This is a genomic window from Acinetobacter sp. Ac8, from assembly GCF_055392545.1.
Genome location: NZ_AP043689.1, coordinates 286,187 through 306,173, shown reverse-complemented (window position 1 = coordinate 306,173; position 19,987 = coordinate 286,187). Strand labels below are relative to the sequence as shown.

The following is a 19,987-nucleotide window of genomic DNA, read 5'->3' as shown; positions in this document are numbered from 1 at the left end:
TTTTTGGGGATATGACTACACGACAACCATTGGTTTTACTTGTAGATGATGAACAAGATTTATGTATGTTAATGCAAATGAGCCTTTCTCGAATGGGCATCAAAACGCATATGGCACACCATTTACAACAAGCCAAATATTTTTTTAGTGAATATAAATATGATGCCTGTATTACCGATTTAAACCTCCCTGATGGTAGTGGTTTAGATTTGGTTAAACATGTATCACAGCATTATCCTAAAACGCCTATTGCAGTCTTAACTGCATATGGAAATATGGAAATTGCGATTGCCTCGCTGAAAGCAGGCGCTTTTGATTTTGTCAGCAAACCGATTAACCAATTACATCTGCAACAACTTTTACAAAAAGCTTTGCATGTACCACAGTTAAGAGAAACGATCAGCGATGCGCCGCTTGAGGAATCAATGCTCATCGGTGATTCACAGGTGATTCGTAAGTTAAGAGAATCGATTAAAAAAATTGCCCGGTCACAAGCACCCGTATTTATCACGGGTGAATCAGGAACAGGCAAAGAGGTTGTTGCCAACCTCATCCATCTACTCAGCAACCGCAGTGATAGCCCTTTTGTTGCGATTAATTGTGGTGCAATTTCTGAAGAGCTGATGGAGAGTGAGCTATTTGGGCATAAAAAAGGCTGCTTTTCAGGTGCAACTCAAGACAAACAGGGTCTTATTCAAGCTGCCAATGGTGGTACCCTGTTTTTAGATGAAATTGCAGAACTGTCATTGGCGATGCAAGCCAAACTGTTACGAGCATTGCAAGAAAAGAAAATTCGTCCTCTAGGCAGTGATAGCGAAATCGAAGTTGATTTTCGTATTATCAGTGCAACACATCAAGACATTGAAGCATTCGTTGAACAAGGCAAATTCCGCCATGATCTGTTCTTTAGAATTCATGTGATGGATATTGTCCTGCCGCCATTGCGCGAACGTGATTGTGATATCCTAATTTTAGCCAATCATTTTCTTCAGCAAATTTGTACAGAGTGGCGTATTTCAACCAAGTCTTTCACTGAACAAGCCAAAGCTTTTCTTTTGCAACAACATTACTCAGGCAATGTTCGTGAATTACGCAATATCATTGAAAAAGCCATTACCATGAGTGATGAAGACTATATTGATATTCAACAGCTACAACCAGCTCCACATCGTGGTGTCCACAAAGTCGAACAGCATGATCTGATGCAAAGTAAAGCCTTGCCTATCATCATGCCGAATAAAGCACAAAACATTCCAGAAGAAGGTTTGGAGCAATATTTGGAAAAAGTTGAAAAAGAAGTGTTGTTATCTGCATTAAATCAAACCCATTGGAATCGCACTTTAGCTGCGAAGAAATTGGGCATGACCTTTCGTTCTTTACGTTACCGTTTGAAAAAGTTTGGTTTAGATACCGATGATGATGAATAAAAGCAGCCTCCATTCTTCATCATAATATCAACTCAAGCGTTTTTGTTTTTTGTACGGTTTTATAGTAGCGACATAAATATCGTCATTGAGTAAGGGGGTAGAACGCCCCCTTATCCAACACAACGTGATTTAACTGCCGAATGTCAGATATAGCAGCATAAAACGGCTACAGTGTTATAAATTCACTTCTCAGCATTCAACTTTATCTATCACGATGTTTTAATAGTTGATCTGCAACATTATTTAAATAAGTTTCTTCTTTTTGATCTAAAGCCCATGGATATTCCAAATTAGGGCGAATACCCTGCCCATCAATCATATTGCCATTAGGCGTATAATAATGCGAAACCGTCATTTGTAATGCAGCGCCATTTGGCAATGGAAATAACTTCTGTACAACGCCTTTGCCATAGCTTTTTTCACCAATGACCCAAGCACGTTGATGCTCTTTCATTGCAGCTGTAAAGACTTCTGCGGCAGATGCTGAACGACCATTAATCAAAATACCTAATTTGGTATTGGACGACTCATCACCGGGTAAGGCTTGGAATTGTTGATTGCCTTCTGAACGACTTTTGGTAGAAACAATTGTTCCCTGAGTTAAAAACAGATCAGCCGTTTCAACAGCAGCGGAGAGTAAACCACCGGGGTTATTGCGCAGGTCGAATAGTACGGCTTTTACTTTTTGAGTGCTGTATTCTTCGATTAAACGTTTAATTTCATTGGCTGTATCTTGTTGAAAGACTTTGACTTTAAGAACTAAAACCTGATTATGCAACATAATCGGCTCGATATCTGCCACTTCTAATTTGCGATTTCTGACCACTGTGATGGCTGGGCTTTTTTCATTGAGTTGCAACTGAAAAGTTGAACCAATTGAGCCATGTAATAAATCTTCGACTTGTTGGGCATTTAAATTTTTAAGTTCTTGATTTTCAATTTTAAAAATAGTGAAGCCATTTTTTAAACCGAGTTTAAATGAGTCTGAATTATCGCGTAAATTCTTCACTTTCCATTGATGAATATGACTATCAAAAGCCAATTCAAAGTCAGCAGTCGCAAGGTCACTTTCCGTATATTGCATTAACTGTTTATATTCTTCAGGACTCAAATAACGTGAATAGCGATCTAAACCACCCACCAGCCCTTTGATTGCCTGTAGAAACAGAACATCATCTGGTTTTTCCTGAACATAATTATCTTTGACGATGCCGTAGATTTGCACAAACTGCTCAATCGATTCAATGGGCACTTCGGCAATACTTTCTTCGACATCACCATCAAAATCAAGTGCGGCAGCATTTTCTGCTGCCCAAACTGAATGGCTTCCACAAGCCAACAATCCTGTTAATACAGCAATATATTTCCAAGCTTGAGCCATTCACGCACCTAGTTTTTAATAGAGATAATTTTATGCTTTCAATGTAATTAGATTACGGCCTTGCATTTCTGTCGGCACAGGGAGATGCATTAAACTTAAAATAGTCGGTGCAACATCTGCTAAAACGCCACCTTCAGCAATCGTCGCTGAGGTTGGTCCAACATAAATGAAAGGTACAAGTTCAGTGGTATGCTGGGTATGGACTTGACCACTCACATAATCCTGCATTTGCTCGACATTACCATGATCAGCGGTAATCAGCATGTGACCATGCTTTGCCATTACAGCTTCATATAAACGACCAAGGCTTGTATCAACCGCTTCAACTGCTTTCACAGCTGCATCAAACACGCCAGTATGACCCACCATATCGCCATTGGCATAGTTCACCACCAAAAGGTCAAACTCGCCTGAATTGATCGCATCAACCAGCTTGTCGGTGACTTCTGGCGCGCTCATTTCTGGCTGTAGATCATAAGTCGCCACTTTCGGTGATGGGATTAGAATCCGTTTTTCACCTGGATATTCATCTTCACGGCCACCGCTAAAGAAGAAAGTCACATGGGCATATTTTTCTGTTTCTGCAATACGTAACTGCGTTTTGCCTAAAGAAGATAAGTATTCACCAATTGAATTTTTTAAACCTTCTGGCATATACGCCACTGGTGCATCGATCGTCGCTTGATAACGCGTTAACATCACAAATTTGGATAGATGTGGTACCACTTTACGCTCAAAACCAGCAAAGTCTTGCTCTACAAAGGCTTTGGTAATTTCACGGGCACGATCAGCACGGAAATTCATAAATACCACACTGTCACCATCTTGGATTTTTGCGATTTCACCAATACGGGTTGCTTTAACAAATTCATCATTTTCATTGGCTGAATAAGCTTGCTCTAAACCTTCAACTGCTGAATCAACAACACGTAAAGCTTCTCCTTCAGTCATCAGGCGGTAAGCTTGTTCCACACGATCCCAACGATTATCACGATCCATAGCAAAGTAACGTCCAATCATGGTGGCAATACGCCCTTGATTTGGATATTGTGCAAATACAGCATCGAGTTTTTCTAAAGAAGGTTTTGCACTTCGTGGTGGCGTATCACGACCATCTAAGAACGCATGTAAATAGACTTTTGCCCCACGTTTCAAGGCAAGCTCACACATCGCAATAATATGATCTTGATGAGAGTGGACACCACCCTCTGACAACAGCCCCATGATGTGTAATGCACCATTTGCCGCTTTGGCTTTTTCTACTGCATCAATCAGAACTTCATGCTCGAAAAAATCGCCGGTACGAATGTCTTTGGTGATACGGGTAAAATCTTGATACAGCACACGACCAGCGCCCAAGTTCATATGACCCACTTCTGAGTTACCCATTTGCCCATCTGGCAAACCCACATCTTCACCTGAACCTGAAATTAAACTATGCGGATGCTTTTCTTGCATCATGGTTAGATTTGGCGTTTTTGCTGCTAAAAACGCATTATCTTCGACCGCTTCACGATGACCCACACCATCCATAATCACCAGAACGTGAGGGATTTTGCCAGCAGTTGCATCCGTCATGATTTACACTCTTTACTGTTTACAAATTAATCGTTACATCTTACCGTTTTTTTACGGCAGACTCTATGCTAAGACCATGGCAAAAACGGGTTGCCATCATCTAAATTTCTAATCTAGTTAAAATTCAACTGACCTAAGCAATTGATTCATCAAGTTATCTTGCTCTGTACAACAAATAACTGCCGATACCAAACATCAATACAATTGGCAAAAATACAAACCAAGCTGGCGATGGTGCATAGACCAAACTCGCATAGCCCAAGAAGTCTTGTATGTAATAGAAGCCCAAACCAACAAATAATGCGATGACTAAGCGAAAACCCATGGATTGTTGGCGCAAAGGCCCAAAAATAAATGAACAGGCAATCAACACCAATGCAAGTAACGCAAATGGTGAACCAATATTTTTCCAGAAAGCCAAAAGATATGTCTTCGGTACTTGGCTATATTCATGCATATATTGCATAAAACTCAACAACTGCGTAGGGGCTAAGTCCTCAGGATTGATGGTCACCATATGCACATATTTCGGTTGCAATGCGAGTGCTAAATCCTGTTGGTTTTTATTGACAACTTGAGCTTGACCATTGTCCAATAAATTGACTTGGGCACTGTTTTTTAAATTCCATTGACCTTCTTTGAAGAACTGCCCTTCTTCCGAATTTAGCAATGATTTCATTCGATAATTTTCGTCAAAATCGACAACTTGAACTTGTTTTAGCGTGCCTTGCGAGTTGGCATAATCAATATAAATAAAGCGTTGCCCTTCACGTGTCCAATAGCCTTTAACTTCCCCAAGCGCCGCGACACTGCGATGGCTTTTAATACTTTTCGCCTGTTCATTGGTATAGGGAATTACGAATTGGGTCAATAAAAATGAAAGCACCACCAAAAGCATCGCTGAACGCATCACCCAACCAACAATACGCCAGAGGCTAATACCCGCTGCTCGCATCACAATCAGTTCACTGTTGGAAGCCATTGAACCTAAACCCAATACAGCCCCGATCAAGGCTGCAATTGGAAGAATCTCATACAAATAACGAGGGGCGCCCCATAAAACATATTGCAACGCATTCCAAGCCGTATAGCCTTGTTTAAGATCACTTAACTCACCCAAATAGGTGAACAAGATCTGCAAACTGGCAAGGACTGCGGTCGCACCTAACATGGCGAGCAAGGTGGTTTTCGTCACATGTTTTGCGACAATTCTACGTGCTAACATTATGATTTTACTCGCTGTATTTGCTTTTTAATCTTAGGTGCTAATTTCTGCTTTCTTGAAAATAGAGCGGCAGCAACAGCATAGAATAATAACACTGCAGGATATGCCCAAACACCCACCTCATCTTTACTGATACGGGTTCGTATTGCCATGAGTGCCACAATTAAACTGGCAAAAATCAATAATGCTGGGAAAAGTTTGAGATAGCGACCTTGTCTTGGGCTGACTTCACACAATGCAGTTGCCAGCATTAAGGCGACAATAATGGAAAACGGAACAAATAAGCGCCATCCCAACTCACTTGCCACAACAGGGTCATTTCTATTTTCAAGCAATTTGCCAAAAGATAGCCCCTCAACTTCATCACTTTCAAACTTGGCTTCTTTATTATTTTCTAAACGTAAACGATAAGATTGGAATTCAGTTTGGCTATATTTGGGTGTTCTTGGGTAAATTTCATAACGGCGACCTTCGACTAAATCGACCACACTGGCGGTTTCATTGGCAATTTCAATCCGTGTCGCTTCCTTTGCCAAAATCATGACATCAGGTTTGCCTTCTTTTTCAGCACGTTGATAAAAGAAAATATCTTTTAGATTTTTACGATCTTCAGATAAAGAGCCTGCATAAATCGTATAAGCCCCCGAAGAAATAAACTCACGTGGCCGAACTAAATCAAAGCCTGTTCGTACCGCTTGTGTAGAGATCAGTTGCTCATATTGACGGATCCCCCATGGAGACATCCAGATCATTAAGACACTTTGTACACACAAGTAAATAACAGTCAGTGGAATCAATAATCTGGCGACTTGAATACGGCTAATACCACTCCCGTTCAGTACCGCCATTTCATGATCGACATATAAACGACCAAAAACCAGCATCAACCCAATAAAGAAACCCAAAGGAAGAATTAAAGTCAAAAACTCAGGTAAACGAAAACCGATAATACTCAACAGAATACTCGGATCTACACGCCCCATAGCAGCTTGACCAAATCGTTTAATCAATTGCCCACCCATCATAATGACTGTCAGTAATGTGACAACCACAAGAGAGGTCGAAACGACTTGTTTGACAAGGTAACGTCGAATAATCAAATTAATCTTCCAAATAAGGGTAATATCGTGATGTAGCGCTAGTTTACCCGAAGTTAAAATTATAAAACTAGATTGAAATTCTACCATTTGAAGTGGTTCAATGGTTTAATGATTTGAAATGTACAAAAGGCACAAAGACAACACATGAAACTTACGATCAATACGTCATTTTCAGCGTCTACATCTAGCCAGTCGTTATTTATTCTGGTGGATTCTGAAAACGCTAAACAAGCTCAAGAAACATATAAAATCAATGACTTGAACAGCATAATTGAAGACACTCAATTCAAAGCAAGTTTAAACGAAACTCTACCACTTATCGGAAAGCTAACTCAAGTTACGCAATGTACTTTAGTGGGCATAGATAAAGCCTCTGAAATTAAAGCTGCGAAATTAGCAAAAATCGCACAAACCATTATCAAAGCTTCACAAAAAAAATTCCAAAAAATCAGTATCGATATTTCGGCTTTACCGACTGAGTTACATTATCTATTTGCATTAAATTTGACGCAAGCTGCATATGCTTATGATGAATTCAAATCGAAGAAGAATGAGTTTACTTTAGAAAATATTGAATTTATTGCAACGCAATCAAGTCTGACTACAGAACAGATCACGCTTATTGAAGCTGTTCAAAAAGGTCAAAACTTTGCCCGTGACTTAGGTAACTGCCCTCCTAATATTTGCTTCCCTGAATATTTAGCAGAACAAGCACGTGCTTTAGCAGCTGAATTCCCTGAGCTTTTACAAGTAACGGTACTTGAAGAACAACAACTTGCTGATCTAGGCATGCATGCTTTCCTTGCGGTAAGCAAAGGTTCTGATCGTCCGGGACGAGTGATTACCCTTGAATATAAAGCCAATCCTGATCAAGCACCAATCGTACTTGTAGGTAAAGGTGTGACTTTTGATACAGGTGGTATTTCATTAAAACCGGGCTTAGGCATGGATGAAATGAAATTTGATATGTGTGGTTCAGCATCTGTGCTGGGTACGATTCGTGCACTTTGTGAAGCGAAACTCCCGATTCATGTAGTTGGCGCAATTGCTGCTGCTGAAAACATGCCTTCTGGCCATGCAACTCGCCCAGGTGATATTGTAACCACCATGAGTGGTCAAACGGTTGAAATCCTGAATACCGATGCCGAAGGCCGTTTAGTCCTTTGTGATACCTTAACCTATATTAAACGCTTTAATCCTGCATTGGTGATTGATATTGCAACATTGACTGGGGCTTGTGTGGTGGCTTTAGGTTCAGTGGTTTCAGGTTTATTTACACCAGATGATGAACTTGCAGAAGAAATTACAGCAGCAGGACACACTGCATTTGACCGTGTATGGCGTATGCCCGTATATGACGATTATCAAGAACAACTTGATTCGCCATTTGCCGATATTGCCAATATTGGCGGGCCAAAAGCTGGCGCAGTTACAGCAGCTTGCTTCTTACAACGCTTTACCCGTGACTATCGTTGGGCACACTTAGACATTGCAGGTACAGCGTGGAATTCTGGTGCAAATAAAGGTGCAACAGGCCGTCCAGTGCCATTGTTGATGCAATTAATCGCCAATCGTGTACAAAAGAATGGCTAAAATTAGCTTTTATTTGTTTGAAAAAAGCCCTGAGCGACAGGTGGAAAGTGCCTGTCGTTTATGTCGTAAAATTTTACGAAATGCAGCCAAAGTTTGGTTGCATTGCCCTGATGTAGACATGCAGCAACAACTGGATGAACGTTTATGGAGCTTTGATCCGACCAGTTTTATTGCGCATGGAATTGATCAAATTGATGCACCGATCTGTATTTCTTCAAGATTACCTGAGTCTTTAGACTGGATTGTGTTTAATTTTAACAATCAAGCACTTGAACAAGTGACACAATTTAGTCACATTATAGAAATTATTGAAAATGCTGAATCAGCAAAACAAATTGGTCGAGAGAAATATAAAGCCTATCGACGAATGGGTGTTTCGCCTCAAACATTTAAACTTTAATTCTTCATTCTCATTTTATATCAAGGAGATGCGTGGTGACATTAAATGTCGGTCAAGATTTTAAAAAGCGCTGGTTAGATACGCCTGAAGCGGTACGCCAAACTTTTGTAGATGACCTTAACCGCATCTGTGACCTTCTCAGCCCTAAAACAAATGTACAGGACTGGCTAAGTAACGACCAACGCCAAATGCAAGTGGCGCAACTCCAAGTTGAACACGCCTATGCTGAGCTAAAAGCCCAGCTGATTGAAGAGGCACGTATCCGGAAACAATTGGCACTTGAAAAATCTTTAGCGGAAAAACGAGCATTACAGCACGCCTATAATTTAGCACTACAACAAGATGAAATTCAGCAGTTTGAACATCAACAAGTGACCTTACAAAATTTACGTCAACAAATTGATATTGAAATTTCAGAATATAGTGAAAAATACACTAAAAATCCTGATTATCCAGCAATAGATTATGCCAATGGACAATTCCGCATCACAGATGCGCAAATGACTTCAGAGTTGGAAAGTGTTCGTCTACGTCTTGAGTTAGAAGCAGAAACGCTCATCGAACAGAGCCTAAATGCTTTACGTAGCAAGCTACAAACTGCTGCAAAAGAAGAAATTGAATATATTTTGGCAAATTCGAATTTTTCGGCAGAAAAAAAATAAAGTTTATTTATTTTAATCAGATATCCACGTTTACTTGTCACGAAAATGCAATATTAATGTCACATGATAGTCATCTCGGATGGCTTTAACGCTTATGTGTACAGGTTAAAAATATTTTAAGTGATCAACTCAGTGAGTTTTTATTTTCAAGATAAAAATTTCCAATCACTTGCATCAGGATGAATAAAATGGATCTGCTTAACCACATTTCGAACCAAATTGCGCGACTACATTCAGGTGAAAAATGGACTGTTTCTATACAAGATTTACTGATTAGCCGTGTAGATTTTCAGTCACTTTCAGTATTTCTTTCTCGGGAATCTGAAAAAGGAACGTTCTCACTGACTGATATGGACAAGCTAAAATCACGCTTTGAACATACCTCTTTGACGATCATCAAAAACTAATTAAGTCTGATACTTTGTCTCCTTCTCAAAACAAGTTCGCAAATAAACCAAAGTCTCATTTCAGCTTTGGTTTATTTTAAATGTAGTGTAGAAACACAGGACCTCAACAGATAATTTTTGAAATTAGCTTGGCTTCAACCCGTAAGGTCTCATTGTTGTTTTGATCAATTTCAACCAAATATTTTCCATTGGAATAAAAAATAGAATTGTCTTTTAAAGCAAAACTCATCACGCCTTTTTTTAATACAATCATCTCACCAGAAGCTGTCATCTTGATCAACTCCCAAGAATTTGGAATCATCCCTGGATATTTTTCGCCCGCCTTCTGATTACGTTCTAAATTTTGCTGAGCCTTAATCAAATTACCTTCAACAAATAACTCTTCTTCTGACTTTTGTTGCGATTTGGCTGGATTATTTCCAGACGTTGTTTTTAACGATTCACCCGTATAGCGTTGAGTAAAGAAATCCAACCACCCTACAATCGCACGAATAATTTTAAAAGGCGCAAAAATAATATCTTTAAACGTTGTTAACGGGGATTGATGAGCGCCATCACGGGAATACGGGCGTTTAATAAAATACAAATTGCCCTGCTCATCCATTTTGGGTTTAAAGAAATCAAACTTTGGATTTGAAGCGATTGTTTGCAACTCGCCTGTTCCCATATCCAAATGAAAAATTTCTTTGGGGCTATAGGCAATACGGTGTTCGCCATAGGCTAAACCACACGAATCATAATACAACTGCATGGTATCTCGCGGATCAAAACATGGATTTGAATCCTGACAATCCCCTTCGGTCAAATACTGTGTTCGATTGGCGTCTAAAGGCAGAATGCAAATATGCCGTTCATAACCCTGGGTGTTAACGGATAGTGCTAAACGCTTTTTAGATTCATCATAAGCCATGTCCTGCACCACAAAATCATTCTTTCGTAATACTAAGCCTTCGGTTTCGTGTAAATCTGTCAATGATTTGATATTGATCGAAGTGCCTTCTTGCAAACAAGCAGTATAAATCATTTTATGATCAGCAGTGAGAGCAACATCTGTGGGGAAAATATGGTTTAAATCCACCTCATCATTTTGTGACAATGCTCCCATAAACTGTGCACCCGTACCTTTGGTTTTCCAATCTTTACGTTGCTGAATCTCAACTAAATTCTTTTTATATAAGTCAATGGCTTGGCAAGGAACCGTAATACTTTTATTCCCATCCAATAAATACAAATTTTGATTCGATAAATAGAGCAATGCTGCCATATGTATTCCTTAATTTTACCTGCAATGGCGTGTTTCTCAATATTCCAGTTACAGTGTTTCTTGTAATTTGATTGATTTTCAATATAGCCCAAGATGATGTTTAACGATTTGTATCTGTTTTCATCAATCCTTCCATTGTACTGACTTTCAAGCACAAAAAAAGCCTTTCACGAGAGAAAGGCTTTGATCTCTATACTGCTTTTTATTGCGCAGATTAAGGCTGTTTTAAATAAGGCCACGCTGCTTTTAAATAAATAAACATCGACCAGAGTGTCAAAATGACCGCGGTATATAACAAAGCATAAGCCAGTATTTCAAGCGGCTGCCAATTCAGTAAAAACACCGTGATCGCAATCATCTGAAAGGCTGTTTTATATTTACCCACCGTGGAGACTGCCACATTGGTACGTGCACCTAATTCAGCCATCCATTCACGCAGTGCTGAAACTGTAATTTCACGTGAAATAATCACAATTGCGGCAAATGCCATAGTGATTGATGGTTGCCACTGCACTAAAACAATCAATGCTGCTGCCACCATTAATTTATCTGCAACTGGATCTAAAAACCGCCCAAAAGCTGAGGTTTGATTTAATGTTCGTGCCAGATAACCATCAAACCAATCTGTGACTGCTGCAACAACAAAAATTGCAGTCAAGATAATATGACGCGTCATACCACCAGTATGTCCAGCCACTCCAATTGCAGGTGGCCAATAGGCAATAATTAAAAAAACAGGAATTAACGCGATTCGAGCAAGCGTCAAGATATTTGGAATATTCAGGATACGACCTGTAGTCATAGACACCGCCAGTGAGTCCCCTACTTACCCGAATGAAGGTAAATAATAATTTAGAGTAAAGCTCTATTTCGTTAGTACTTTAAACGATTCACATGAAACTGTCGACTAGGTAAATACTGTAACCGTCTGTCTTGCAATCGCAATGAGTCGATTTTGCTCATCCCAAAGATAGGCATGTTCTGTTGCATATCCATGCTCAGCAAAGTCTGTAATCACTTTATACTTAAACCAATCATTCAACTGATTTTGTAAAGGATGGATAAACGTTACTTGCCAAGTCAGTGTACTTGCAGGCGCAGGCAGTTTAAACATCGGCAATACACCCGGAGGCCAAACGTCCATTAAGGTCATGATATCTGAAACATTCATTGTTCGATTGGCATGTAGCTCAGGGTCAAAACGACACCAACCCGAGAAATCAGGTTGCTTACTGCCTGACATTGGATAATCCCCTTCAATCCAAGCCAGTTGGAAATTTTTTACACACTCAGGAAAAGGTAAATATTTAGGGACAATATTAATCTGATCAAGTGGCGGAAAATCAGGGGCTTGAGGCTCTAAAGACACTTGAATTTTAGAATCGCGTTGGCTACCAAAACTTGCAATTAAAATACTCTGCACAGCTTCATTTTGCCACAGTCTGACTTCAATTGTGGTAACTGACTTACCCTGTCTCAGAATTTCAGCAGTCAATTTCACTGGCGTTTCTTCAACAGGCCCAACAAAAGTGACACTACAACTTAACAACTTTTTGACTGGATCGTGAATGGTTGCAATTGCTTTATAAACCAACATACCTGCAACGAGACCGCCAAAGATGGTACGCCCCTGCAACCACCCTTGAGGAATATCAATCCACTCTTCTTGTTCAATCTGCTGAAATAGCGCTTCTAATGACATGATCTGTCCAATTTTCCAATCTTTGTTGTACTGTTTCATATTTAACAGGAGATGAAAATGATCAGTGACTCATGCGTCAATGGTTGTTTTTGCAAATGCTACTCATCATCGAGAACAATAACGGCGTTATTCATGCAACACTTTATAAATCATTCGTGCCATAACATCGCCTAAACCGGGAACATTTTTTAAATCATGTTCAGAAGCTTTAAGTACCCCTTGAATCCCACCAAAATGGGTCAGTAAATCACGACGACGTTTTGGACCTAAGCCCGGAATAGCCTCAAGTACCGAACCTCCACGACGCTTATCTCGTTTAGCGCGATGTTTGGTGATTGCAAAGCGATGTGCTTCATCACGGACCTGTTGAATCAAATGCAGAGCTTTATGGTCTTCAGGAAGCTGAATCTTCGTGCCATCGGTAAAATGCAGTGTTTCTAAACCGGGTTTACGCCCTTCACCTTTGGAGACACCCACCATAAATGCATCTAAACCAAGCTCTTGCATAACTTCCATCGCCATATGAAGTTGCCCTTTACCCCCATCAATCAATAATAAATCGGGTAACATGGCTTTTTTATAACGGCGTGTTAAGGCTTGGCGCATTGCGGCATAATCATCACCGCCAGTAATATCTTCAATCGCAAATTGGCGATAATCGCGTTTACGTGCGCCACCTGCATCAAAAACCACACATGATGCAATGGTCGCTTCGCCCATAGTATGGGAGATATCAAAGCATTCAATACGATCAACAGGTCGTCCACAGACTTGTTCCAATTGATGAAAACGCTCATTTAATTCTAAATGATTGGCTAATTTTCCTTTGATCGCATGCTGAACATTCATCTCAGCCAACTCAAGCCATTCAGCACGAGTTTCACGAACATTGTGTTTAATCTGAATTTTCTTTTCAAACTGTTGATGTAAAGCCGCTTCCAGTTCCTTTCGGTCTGTCACATTAACATTGACAATCAGTTCAGCAGGAACTTCATCTGCAACTTGAAAATAAAAATTGGCGATAAAATCAGACAACATTTGTCCTAAATCATCATCTAACATATCGGGAAAATAACTTTTTCCACCCAGCATTTTCCCGTTACGCACATGCATGATCTGTACACAAGTCACACCTGCTTGATAGGCAATGGCAAGAATATCAGCTTCACCTTTGACTTTATAAATAGCTTGCTGTGCTTGGACATCACGCAGTAAGGCCATGCGGTCACGGTAAAATACCGCTTTCTCAAATTCTAGATTTTCTGCCGCTTGTTCCATTTTTTGAATCAATTCCTGATTCAGTTCTTTGGTATCGCCATTTAAAAAACGAATCGAGTTTTGTACGTCTTCATTATAAGCTTCGGCTGAAATCAGCCCCACACAAGGCGCAGTACAACGCTTGATCTGATATTGCAAACAAGGACGTTTACGCTGTGAAAAATAGCTGTTTTCACATTGGCGGACATTAAATAATTTTTGTAGAACTAAAAGCGTGTCTCTTGCATTATAAGCACTTGGATAAGGGCCAAAAAACTTACCCACTTGATGTTTGCCTTTGCCCCGTCCTGAAGCAATACGTGGATAAGGTTTATCTGCGGAGACAAAAATATAGACATAGGATTTATCATCACGCAACATAATGTTATACGGTGGGCGATGCAGTTTTATTAGATTCTGTTCGAGTAATAAAGCTTCTGTTTCCGAACGGACGACAAGGGTTTCAATATTATAAATACGTGCAACCAAAGCCTGTGTTTTCGGATGTTCAATGGTTTTGACAAAATAACTCAGTACGCGATTTTTTAGATTTTTGGCTTTTCCGACATATAATAATTCACCCTCTTTTCCCAGCATTTTATACACACCAGGTAAAGTCGTCATATTGGCTAGAATCTTTTCGATATTTTCACGTGCGTTTTCGTTCACAGTAGACTTTTAACTTTGGACTATAAATGGATGATGTAGTTAGATCATCCATTTTTCAAGTCTACTTGAGTGAATTACTTGCGCTTTCTATTGGAACATATCTTGATTTTTCATTTTTTAAAGGGCTGATTCGCAGCTTTATAGGCGATACGGTTCATCCAATTACACGCCAATTCATCAGATTTATGATAAAAAAATTCATTTTGAGGATGATATTTTCCACGATAGTCGTTTCCATCTATTGTGAGCTTTACATTGCTATATAGGGTGTTTTCCTTGTCTTTGAATCGCGTCCAAGCCACATTATTCCAATTTCCTGTTGCTTCTATTTCTAAATCTGCAAATACCTTTGCATCAACGATATACGGTAAGAACTCAATATATTCCTGATTACTATTGCCTGACAAACTTTGCCAACAAATAGAGCCTTTTGGAAATACTTCATTTGGCGAATAACCTAACCCTAAGATTGCAAGTAAAATCTGACCTGTCACACTACTCCTCATTTGACGGATTGGATTATAAATATCATCCGTAATCAATTGCCCAGAGACATCAATTTTCTTATATTGATAAGATAAAACCAAAGGTTGTTCAGCAATATAATTACTCACGGAATATTGTAATTTCGTTCCATCAAATGTTGCAGACTCACCCAGCAAGTATTTATTTTGATCTAATTGTGGTGGGGTAAATGTCGAAATCGCATTTTGTGTTAGATAATATTTTGAAGTTTCTTCTATAGAAGCATCTTGAACCAAGAGATTTTTATTTTCATTAATATGGTAAGTTTTTGCTCCGAATAGTAAGTCAATGCCCCCACCTTGAAATGAATATAGGGGATTAAATTTATCTGATTCGCTTTTTGAATCATCCGATCCACCACCACAAGCTGTTAAAATTAAAGCATTGATTATAAAAAATATTGTTTTTTTCATTATAGCGGTTCACTCGACTATTTATTTTGAATCATTATTAACCAATATTTCATAAAATCACAAGTAAAAATTGCTTAAAATTTGACTGTTTTTATTTCCATATAGTTGATTATTAACATTATTATAACCTTGTTTAGACCTCATCATTTATCTTTCATGTCTATAAAAAAGCTATTTTACCGTTTATGAAAATCAGGCTTGAGGATGATCTTTATCATGATATTGTCTCATCACTTTCTCTTTATAGACTTTAAATGCATTAAAGCCTTGTGAAAGCACAAGCAACATTTCTGCTGCACTGTTCACCCATACAGCATCATTCAAATCGGGAATATTGTGTTGATCATGATTAGTAGCTGGAATGATATACATGGGATTAGTTTGCGGATTGACGATCAGCATTTTTCCAGCCACGCACAGATCATAAATAAAGATGCATTCTTCTTCACTTAGCGTGGCATGGTATATTCCACCTGTAATAGGTTCAGATTGCTCTAATGGGTCTAAATATAAATCACTCAAATAACCATTAAAAGCTAAAGCCTTTTCATTCTGATCAACTAATGCTCCACTGCCTACTTGAGTATGAACATATAATTGATTTTCCGCTAAAAATCTGGCGAGTCCATCACGATCGGCATCGACTATCTCCTGATTTTTTATCCGTATAAACAGTAGAGAAAAGCCCATAATAGGTTCCTTTATGATGATTCTAAAATATTTATCACAAACGATCGCTATTCTCTATTTATTTAAATCTGAGTACGACCGACTTCTACTGCCTGACGGAAGGCCTGTTGATCTCTTGGAGAAACCAAGACCTGTTTGATTTTTCCATCTTTCATATATTCGATTTTCAAACGATCTAGAGATAAGGCAGGTGATGAAATCGAATTATTGGTTTTGCTGATGTTTTGAATATTTTTCAATGGGATATGCCATTTTAAAAATAGACTATGAATGATCAATGCTTCATTTTCAATGATATAGCGTGTATTGAAAACCGGCCACCAAATCACAGCAATAGTTAACATATACACCGCTGTATGCTCAGGATATTCAACCATAGTGCCTTTTGCATACATGGTATAAAGCAATTGAATCAGTAGACCTGTCATTGCGATTAAAAAGCCTAAAATCCACCAATCAATTTTAGTATGAAATTTTTGCATCACGCTCTTCAAAGTTTCCCCATACAAAATATTATTCTATCTGAATTTCGAGTTAAATATGACTATAAAATCATCGATTTACATAATAAAAAACGCCCTTTCGAGCGTTTTAATTTTTGACTAAATGTCTAAACATCAATTTTTTAAATAGCGATCAAAAATTTCTGAAAAATCATAATTCTCAATCTGTCGAATACGCTGATTGGCATAATCTTCAACTTGTTGTGCAGTCTGATTGATGATTTCAGGTAAATTTAAAATTGCCTGTTCACTAAGCTCTCTTAAATTAAACATTTTCTGCACATTGTCAGTGCTTTGTAATAGTACATTACGTTTACGATTGATCTCTTTGCAGGTTTCACCAATAGTAAATAATGCTTTATAGAGATCGCGAATTTTCTCGATTTGTTTTTTATCAATATCGATAGAGAAATGCTGTTCACCTAATTGGAACTTGATTTCAGCATCTAAATCCACGGTACCTGCTGTTTCTAAAAGTACATTTTTAATTGGATTGTGCTTATACAAGTAGCGGTACAACATACGTTTTTTACTGATGGCACTTTTACCATCTAGGTGCATAAAGGCCACATTGGTAAAGCAATATTCATCTGTTTTACTTTTGATGACAAAGAAAATTTTCTCGTTATCTTCATGAAAAATATAATCATCAATATCTGTTTTATTGAAATCATGTGGCTCAATAATTGTTCCAATATCACTCATACCCATCATTTCTGAGGCTAAATTTTTAAACATTTTGTGTTTTCCAGCGCTTTTATAAATTATGAAAGTAAATTAAAAAAATCGAGCGTTAAACTCAAGTCAAAATTTGTTATTAAAAAACGCCCTGGCGGGCGTTTAAAATCAAATCATTTTTTCAAAAAAAGCAATGATCTGTGACATATATGGTCGAATAAAAATCAGGAAGAAAATCCCTAACATCAAGAACCACTTTAAAAAGTAATACAACTGACGATTGGTTTTTTTCAAGGCTTTGGCTTTAATGCGGATTTGGTACACATAACCAAAAACTTTGTTTAACCCCCCTGTTTGATCACCTGCTTCATTTGGAGAACTGGCAGCTGTCATCACTTTTTTACCGAACCAGTGATTAAAGCGCTGCATAAATCTTGTTTTTAATGGACGCTCTACATCAGCAAAAAAGATAATACGATTTTGGTCTGTGGTATTTTCAGCATAATGAATATAGGTTTCATCAAAGACCACGCTTTCACCATCACGCCATGAATAACGCTGACCATCTACATCAATAAAGCAACGATCATCATTTGGCGTAATGAGCCCCAAGTGATAACGCAATGAACCTGCATAAGGATCACGATGGCGCACTAATCGACTATCAGGTGCAAGCTCTGTAAACATTGCTGCCTTGATACTTGGCAAGGTTTTCAGCAATTCAGTTGTTTTAGGGCAAAGCTCTGCTGCTGATGGATGCGCTGAGTCATACCATTTTAGGTAAAACCGTTTCCAACCTGTTTTAAAGAATGAATTAAAGCCTAAGTCATCATATGTACTTGAAGCCTTGATTCCACCTTTGGCATATAACGCTTGCGCCTCTTCACGAATCATTTCCCAGTTTTCATCTAACACTTTTAAATCTTTAAAATGTTGTGTGTCGATATACGGCTGATTCGGCACTTTTGAAAACATATACATGAGAAAGTTAATTGGTGCGAGTATCGTTGAATGGTCAAAAAATTGACGATAAAACGAATGTCGCACTTTACCGCGATTTTGGATATACAAAGCAGAAATCACAAAAATCGCCAATATGATCCATTTAATCATACAGCACTCTTTTCATTAATCAGGTTAATCAAGCAACATGTGCTGATAGAATTTTAAATCTCAAAAAGTGAGAATGTTTCTACAAATTATAACAAACCTATAAATCAAAAAGCCATAATGACTTAATTGTATGTTTTTATTAATTATTATTAAAAATAAACCAAATTTGTAGTCACTTCTACAAATTTGGTTTAAGTTTTATGAGACAGACATCTAAGTTGTTTTCTTATTTATTCCAATCAATCAGTCTTAAAGAAGCCAAAGCTGATGCAGCTTGCGTGTTATATATAAAACACCCATTCTTGAACCGTTCAATATTTAACGTTGCTGTTCTTCTTTGTTTGTCTGTTGTGGCTATGGCTAGCAGTTTTTCCCATTGTTTAATTTCTTTGGCTCTCGTCCATTCAATGTCACTTTCGTAATTAGCCAAATATGTTTTATCTTGATATTTAACGGCCACATAATCATCACTGGTTATGCCCGTATCAGTTTCATAAATAGTTGTCCAAGGAACATTTTGCCAATTACCACTTGAATAACGATAGGTTAGGTCTAATGGCTTAACTTGTTGATTTAAAAAATCAACATAACCAGAACTTGCTTCTTTTAATTCTTCAAATGTTCGCTTCGATTCAGTATCTGTCTTGAAACTAAAATAATCTTGGTTGTTCTTTTGAGAGATAAAACGATAACAGTTACTCCCCTGTGGAAAACGATCATTGCCGTATGAAGCTAATAATTTTCGTGCTTCATTATAATTATTTTCACTGTCGAAACCTAAACTACGATAGCCTGGTAAAACCGTATCAAAAATATTTTTTCCTGAGACATCAACTTTTTCTAACTTAAGATCCGTTTTAACATTACCAATTAAGGTTGAGGTCCATGAAGTCATAGAGTTTAATGCAACTGTATTCGGTGCAATCTCACGTGGCGTATATAATTTGTTGGCTGTTAATATATATTCTCCTAGAAATTTGTTAGCGTCAGAACTCTTAAACTGTTTATTGAAAATCTCATAATATTCCATAGTCAAGTTATCAGAGTCATCATCTAATTCATAATTAACAGCGTAATAGCGTGTTCCATTATCCAAGCTGTCTTGTGCTGTTGAAGGTTTCGAATTATCTGATGAAGAGTCACTACCTCCTCCGCATCCAACCAAAGATAAGGATAAAAAAATAGCTGTAAATGCGAGGTTCTTGTTTTGTGTATTCATAACGGGTTCTTTTTTTGAGTAAATACCAAGCAAATATTACATATATAATACAAAACATTCAATAGATTATAAAGATTTTCTAAACAAATAATTAAATTTCACAGCAATTGACCTAAATGACAAAAAAAATGAATCACTATGGATGGTTTTTCTTATTCATTTTTGTAAAGAAAGGCACAAA

General features: G+C 38.1%; 19 protein-coding genes. 5 read left to right on the top strand and 14 right to left on the bottom strand.

Annotation, left to right across the window (positions count from 1 at the left end):
- Window positions 1-11: 11 nt before the first annotated feature.
- Complete coding sequence (locus tag ACZ5QH_RS01430) at window positions 12-1,427, top strand: sigma-54-dependent transcriptional regulator (RefSeq protein WP_004818559.1); 1,416 nt, start codon at window positions 12-14, stop codon at window positions 1,425-1,427.
- A gap of 202 nt (window positions 1,428-1,629) precedes the next feature.
- On the opposite strand, the gene ACZ5QH_RS01425 is transcribed toward ACZ5QH_RS01430, so the two are convergent.
- The 4 genes from ACZ5QH_RS01425 to lptF all read right to left on the bottom strand — a co-directional run bounded on the left by ACZ5QH_RS01425 (window position 1,630) and on the right by lptF (window position 6,711).
- Window positions 1,630-2,808 carry a S41 family peptidase gene (locus ACZ5QH_RS01425; protein ID WP_004818558.1) on the bottom strand — a complete coding sequence of 393 codons (1,179 nt, stop codon included), beginning with the start codon at window positions 2,806-2,808 and terminating at the stop codon, window positions 1,630-1,632.
- 30 nt (window positions 2,809-2,838) lie between these two features.
- Entirely contained in the window at window positions 2,839-4,386 is a 1,548-nt protein-coding gene (gene gpmI / locus ACZ5QH_RS01420) for a 2,3-bisphosphoglycerate-independent phosphoglycerate mutase (protein ID WP_004818557.1), read from the bottom strand.
- A 154-nt stretch (window positions 4,387-4,540) separates the two neighbouring features.
- On the bottom strand, window positions 4,541-5,611 hold the full coding sequence (lptG, locus tag ACZ5QH_RS01415) for an LPS export ABC transporter permease LptG (RefSeq protein ID WP_004818556.1): 1,071 nt from the start codon (window positions 5,609-5,611) through the stop codon (window positions 4,541-4,543).
- On the bottom strand, window positions 5,611-6,711 hold the full coding sequence (gene lptF / locus ACZ5QH_RS01410; RefSeq protein ID WP_303577796.1) for an LPS export ABC transporter permease LptF: 1,101 nt from the start codon (window positions 6,709-6,711) through the stop codon (window positions 5,611-5,613). Before lptF ends, lptG begins: the two co-directional genes overlap by 1 nt.
- A 144-nt stretch (window positions 6,712-6,855) precedes the next feature.
- Between lptF and ACZ5QH_RS01405 the strand changes: the two genes are divergently transcribed.
- The 4 genes from ACZ5QH_RS01405 (at window position 6,856) to ACZ5QH_RS01390 (ending at window position 9,773) form a co-directional block, all read left to right on the top strand.
- Window positions 6,856-8,304 carry a leucyl aminopeptidase gene (locus tag ACZ5QH_RS01405; RefSeq protein WP_303577784.1) on the top strand — a complete coding sequence of 483 codons (1,449 nt, stop codon included), beginning with the start codon at window positions 6,856-6,858 and terminating at the stop codon, window positions 8,302-8,304.
- Entirely contained in the window at window positions 8,297-8,704 is a 408-nt protein-coding gene (locus tag ACZ5QH_RS01400; RefSeq protein ID WP_004818553.1) for a DNA polymerase III subunit chi, read from the top strand. The genes ACZ5QH_RS01405 and ACZ5QH_RS01400 overlap by 8 nt, the downstream gene beginning before the upstream one ends.
- 32 nt (window positions 8,705-8,736) lie before the next feature.
- Entirely contained in the window at window positions 8,737-9,366 is a 630-nt protein-coding gene (gene blhA, locus ACZ5QH_RS01395) for a cell division protein BlhA (protein WP_303577785.1), read from the top strand.
- Between the two features lie 188 nt (window positions 9,367-9,554).
- On the top strand, window positions 9,555-9,773 hold the full coding sequence (locus ACZ5QH_RS01390; protein ID WP_004818550.1) for a hypothetical protein: 219 nt from the start codon (window positions 9,555-9,557) through the stop codon (window positions 9,771-9,773).
- A gap of 103 nt (window positions 9,774-9,876) precedes the next feature.
- On the opposite strand, the gene ACZ5QH_RS01385 is transcribed toward ACZ5QH_RS01390, so the two are convergent.
- From ACZ5QH_RS01385 to ACZ5QH_RS01340, 10 genes are all read right to left on the bottom strand, one after another.
- The gene (locus ACZ5QH_RS01385) at window positions 9,877-11,037 is read right to left on the bottom strand and encodes a hypothetical protein (protein WP_303577786.1); all 1,161 of its coding nucleotides are present in this window, start codon (window positions 11,035-11,037) and stop codon (window positions 9,877-9,879) included.
- A 214-nt stretch (window positions 11,038-11,251) separates the two neighbouring features.
- Window positions 11,252-11,839 carry a CDP-diacylglycerol--glycerol-3-phosphate 3-phosphatidyltransferase gene (gene pgsA, locus ACZ5QH_RS01380; RefSeq protein ID WP_004718416.1) on the bottom strand — a complete coding sequence of 196 codons (588 nt, stop codon included), beginning with the start codon at window positions 11,837-11,839 and terminating at the stop codon, window positions 11,252-11,254.
- A gap of 105 nt (window positions 11,840-11,944) precedes the next feature.
- Entirely contained in the window at window positions 11,945-12,739 is a 795-nt protein-coding gene (locus ACZ5QH_RS01375) for a thioesterase family protein (RefSeq protein ID WP_303577787.1), read from the bottom strand.
- A gap of 126 nt (window positions 12,740-12,865) precedes the next feature.
- Entirely contained in the window at window positions 12,866-14,665 is a 1,800-nt protein-coding gene (gene uvrC / locus ACZ5QH_RS01370) for an excinuclease ABC subunit UvrC (RefSeq protein WP_004718427.1), read from the bottom strand.
- A 110-nt stretch (window positions 14,666-14,775) separates the two neighbouring features.
- Complete coding sequence (locus ACZ5QH_RS01365) at window positions 14,776-15,603, bottom strand: hypothetical protein (RefSeq protein WP_303577788.1); 828 nt, start codon at window positions 15,601-15,603, stop codon at window positions 14,776-14,778.
- A gap of 192 nt (window positions 15,604-15,795) precedes the next feature.
- On the bottom strand, window positions 15,796-16,293 hold the full coding sequence (locus tag ACZ5QH_RS01360) for a hypothetical protein (protein ID WP_004718431.1): 498 nt from the start codon (window positions 16,291-16,293) through the stop codon (window positions 15,796-15,798).
- A 62-nt stretch (window positions 16,294-16,355) separates the two neighbouring features.
- A complete protein-coding gene (locus tag ACZ5QH_RS01355) occupies window positions 16,356-16,775 on the bottom strand; it encodes a PH domain-containing protein (RefSeq protein WP_004718433.1) in 420 nt (139 codons plus the stop codon).
- 135 nt (window positions 16,776-16,910) lie between these two features.
- Entirely contained in the window at window positions 16,911-17,534 is a 624-nt protein-coding gene (locus ACZ5QH_RS01350) for a PH domain-containing protein (RefSeq protein WP_004718435.1), read from the bottom strand.
- A 108-nt stretch (window positions 17,535-17,642) separates the two neighbouring features.
- Window positions 17,643-18,587, bottom strand: coding sequence for a lipid A hydroxylase LpxO (gene lpxO, locus ACZ5QH_RS01345; RefSeq protein WP_004718437.1), 945 nt, complete (start codon window positions 18,585-18,587; stop codon window positions 17,643-17,645).
- Between the two features lie 226 nt (window positions 18,588-18,813).
- A complete protein-coding gene (locus tag ACZ5QH_RS01340) occupies window positions 18,814-19,806 on the bottom strand; it encodes a hypothetical protein (RefSeq protein WP_303577789.1) in 993 nt (330 codons plus the stop codon).
- Window positions 19,807-19,987 lie beyond the last annotated feature (181 nt).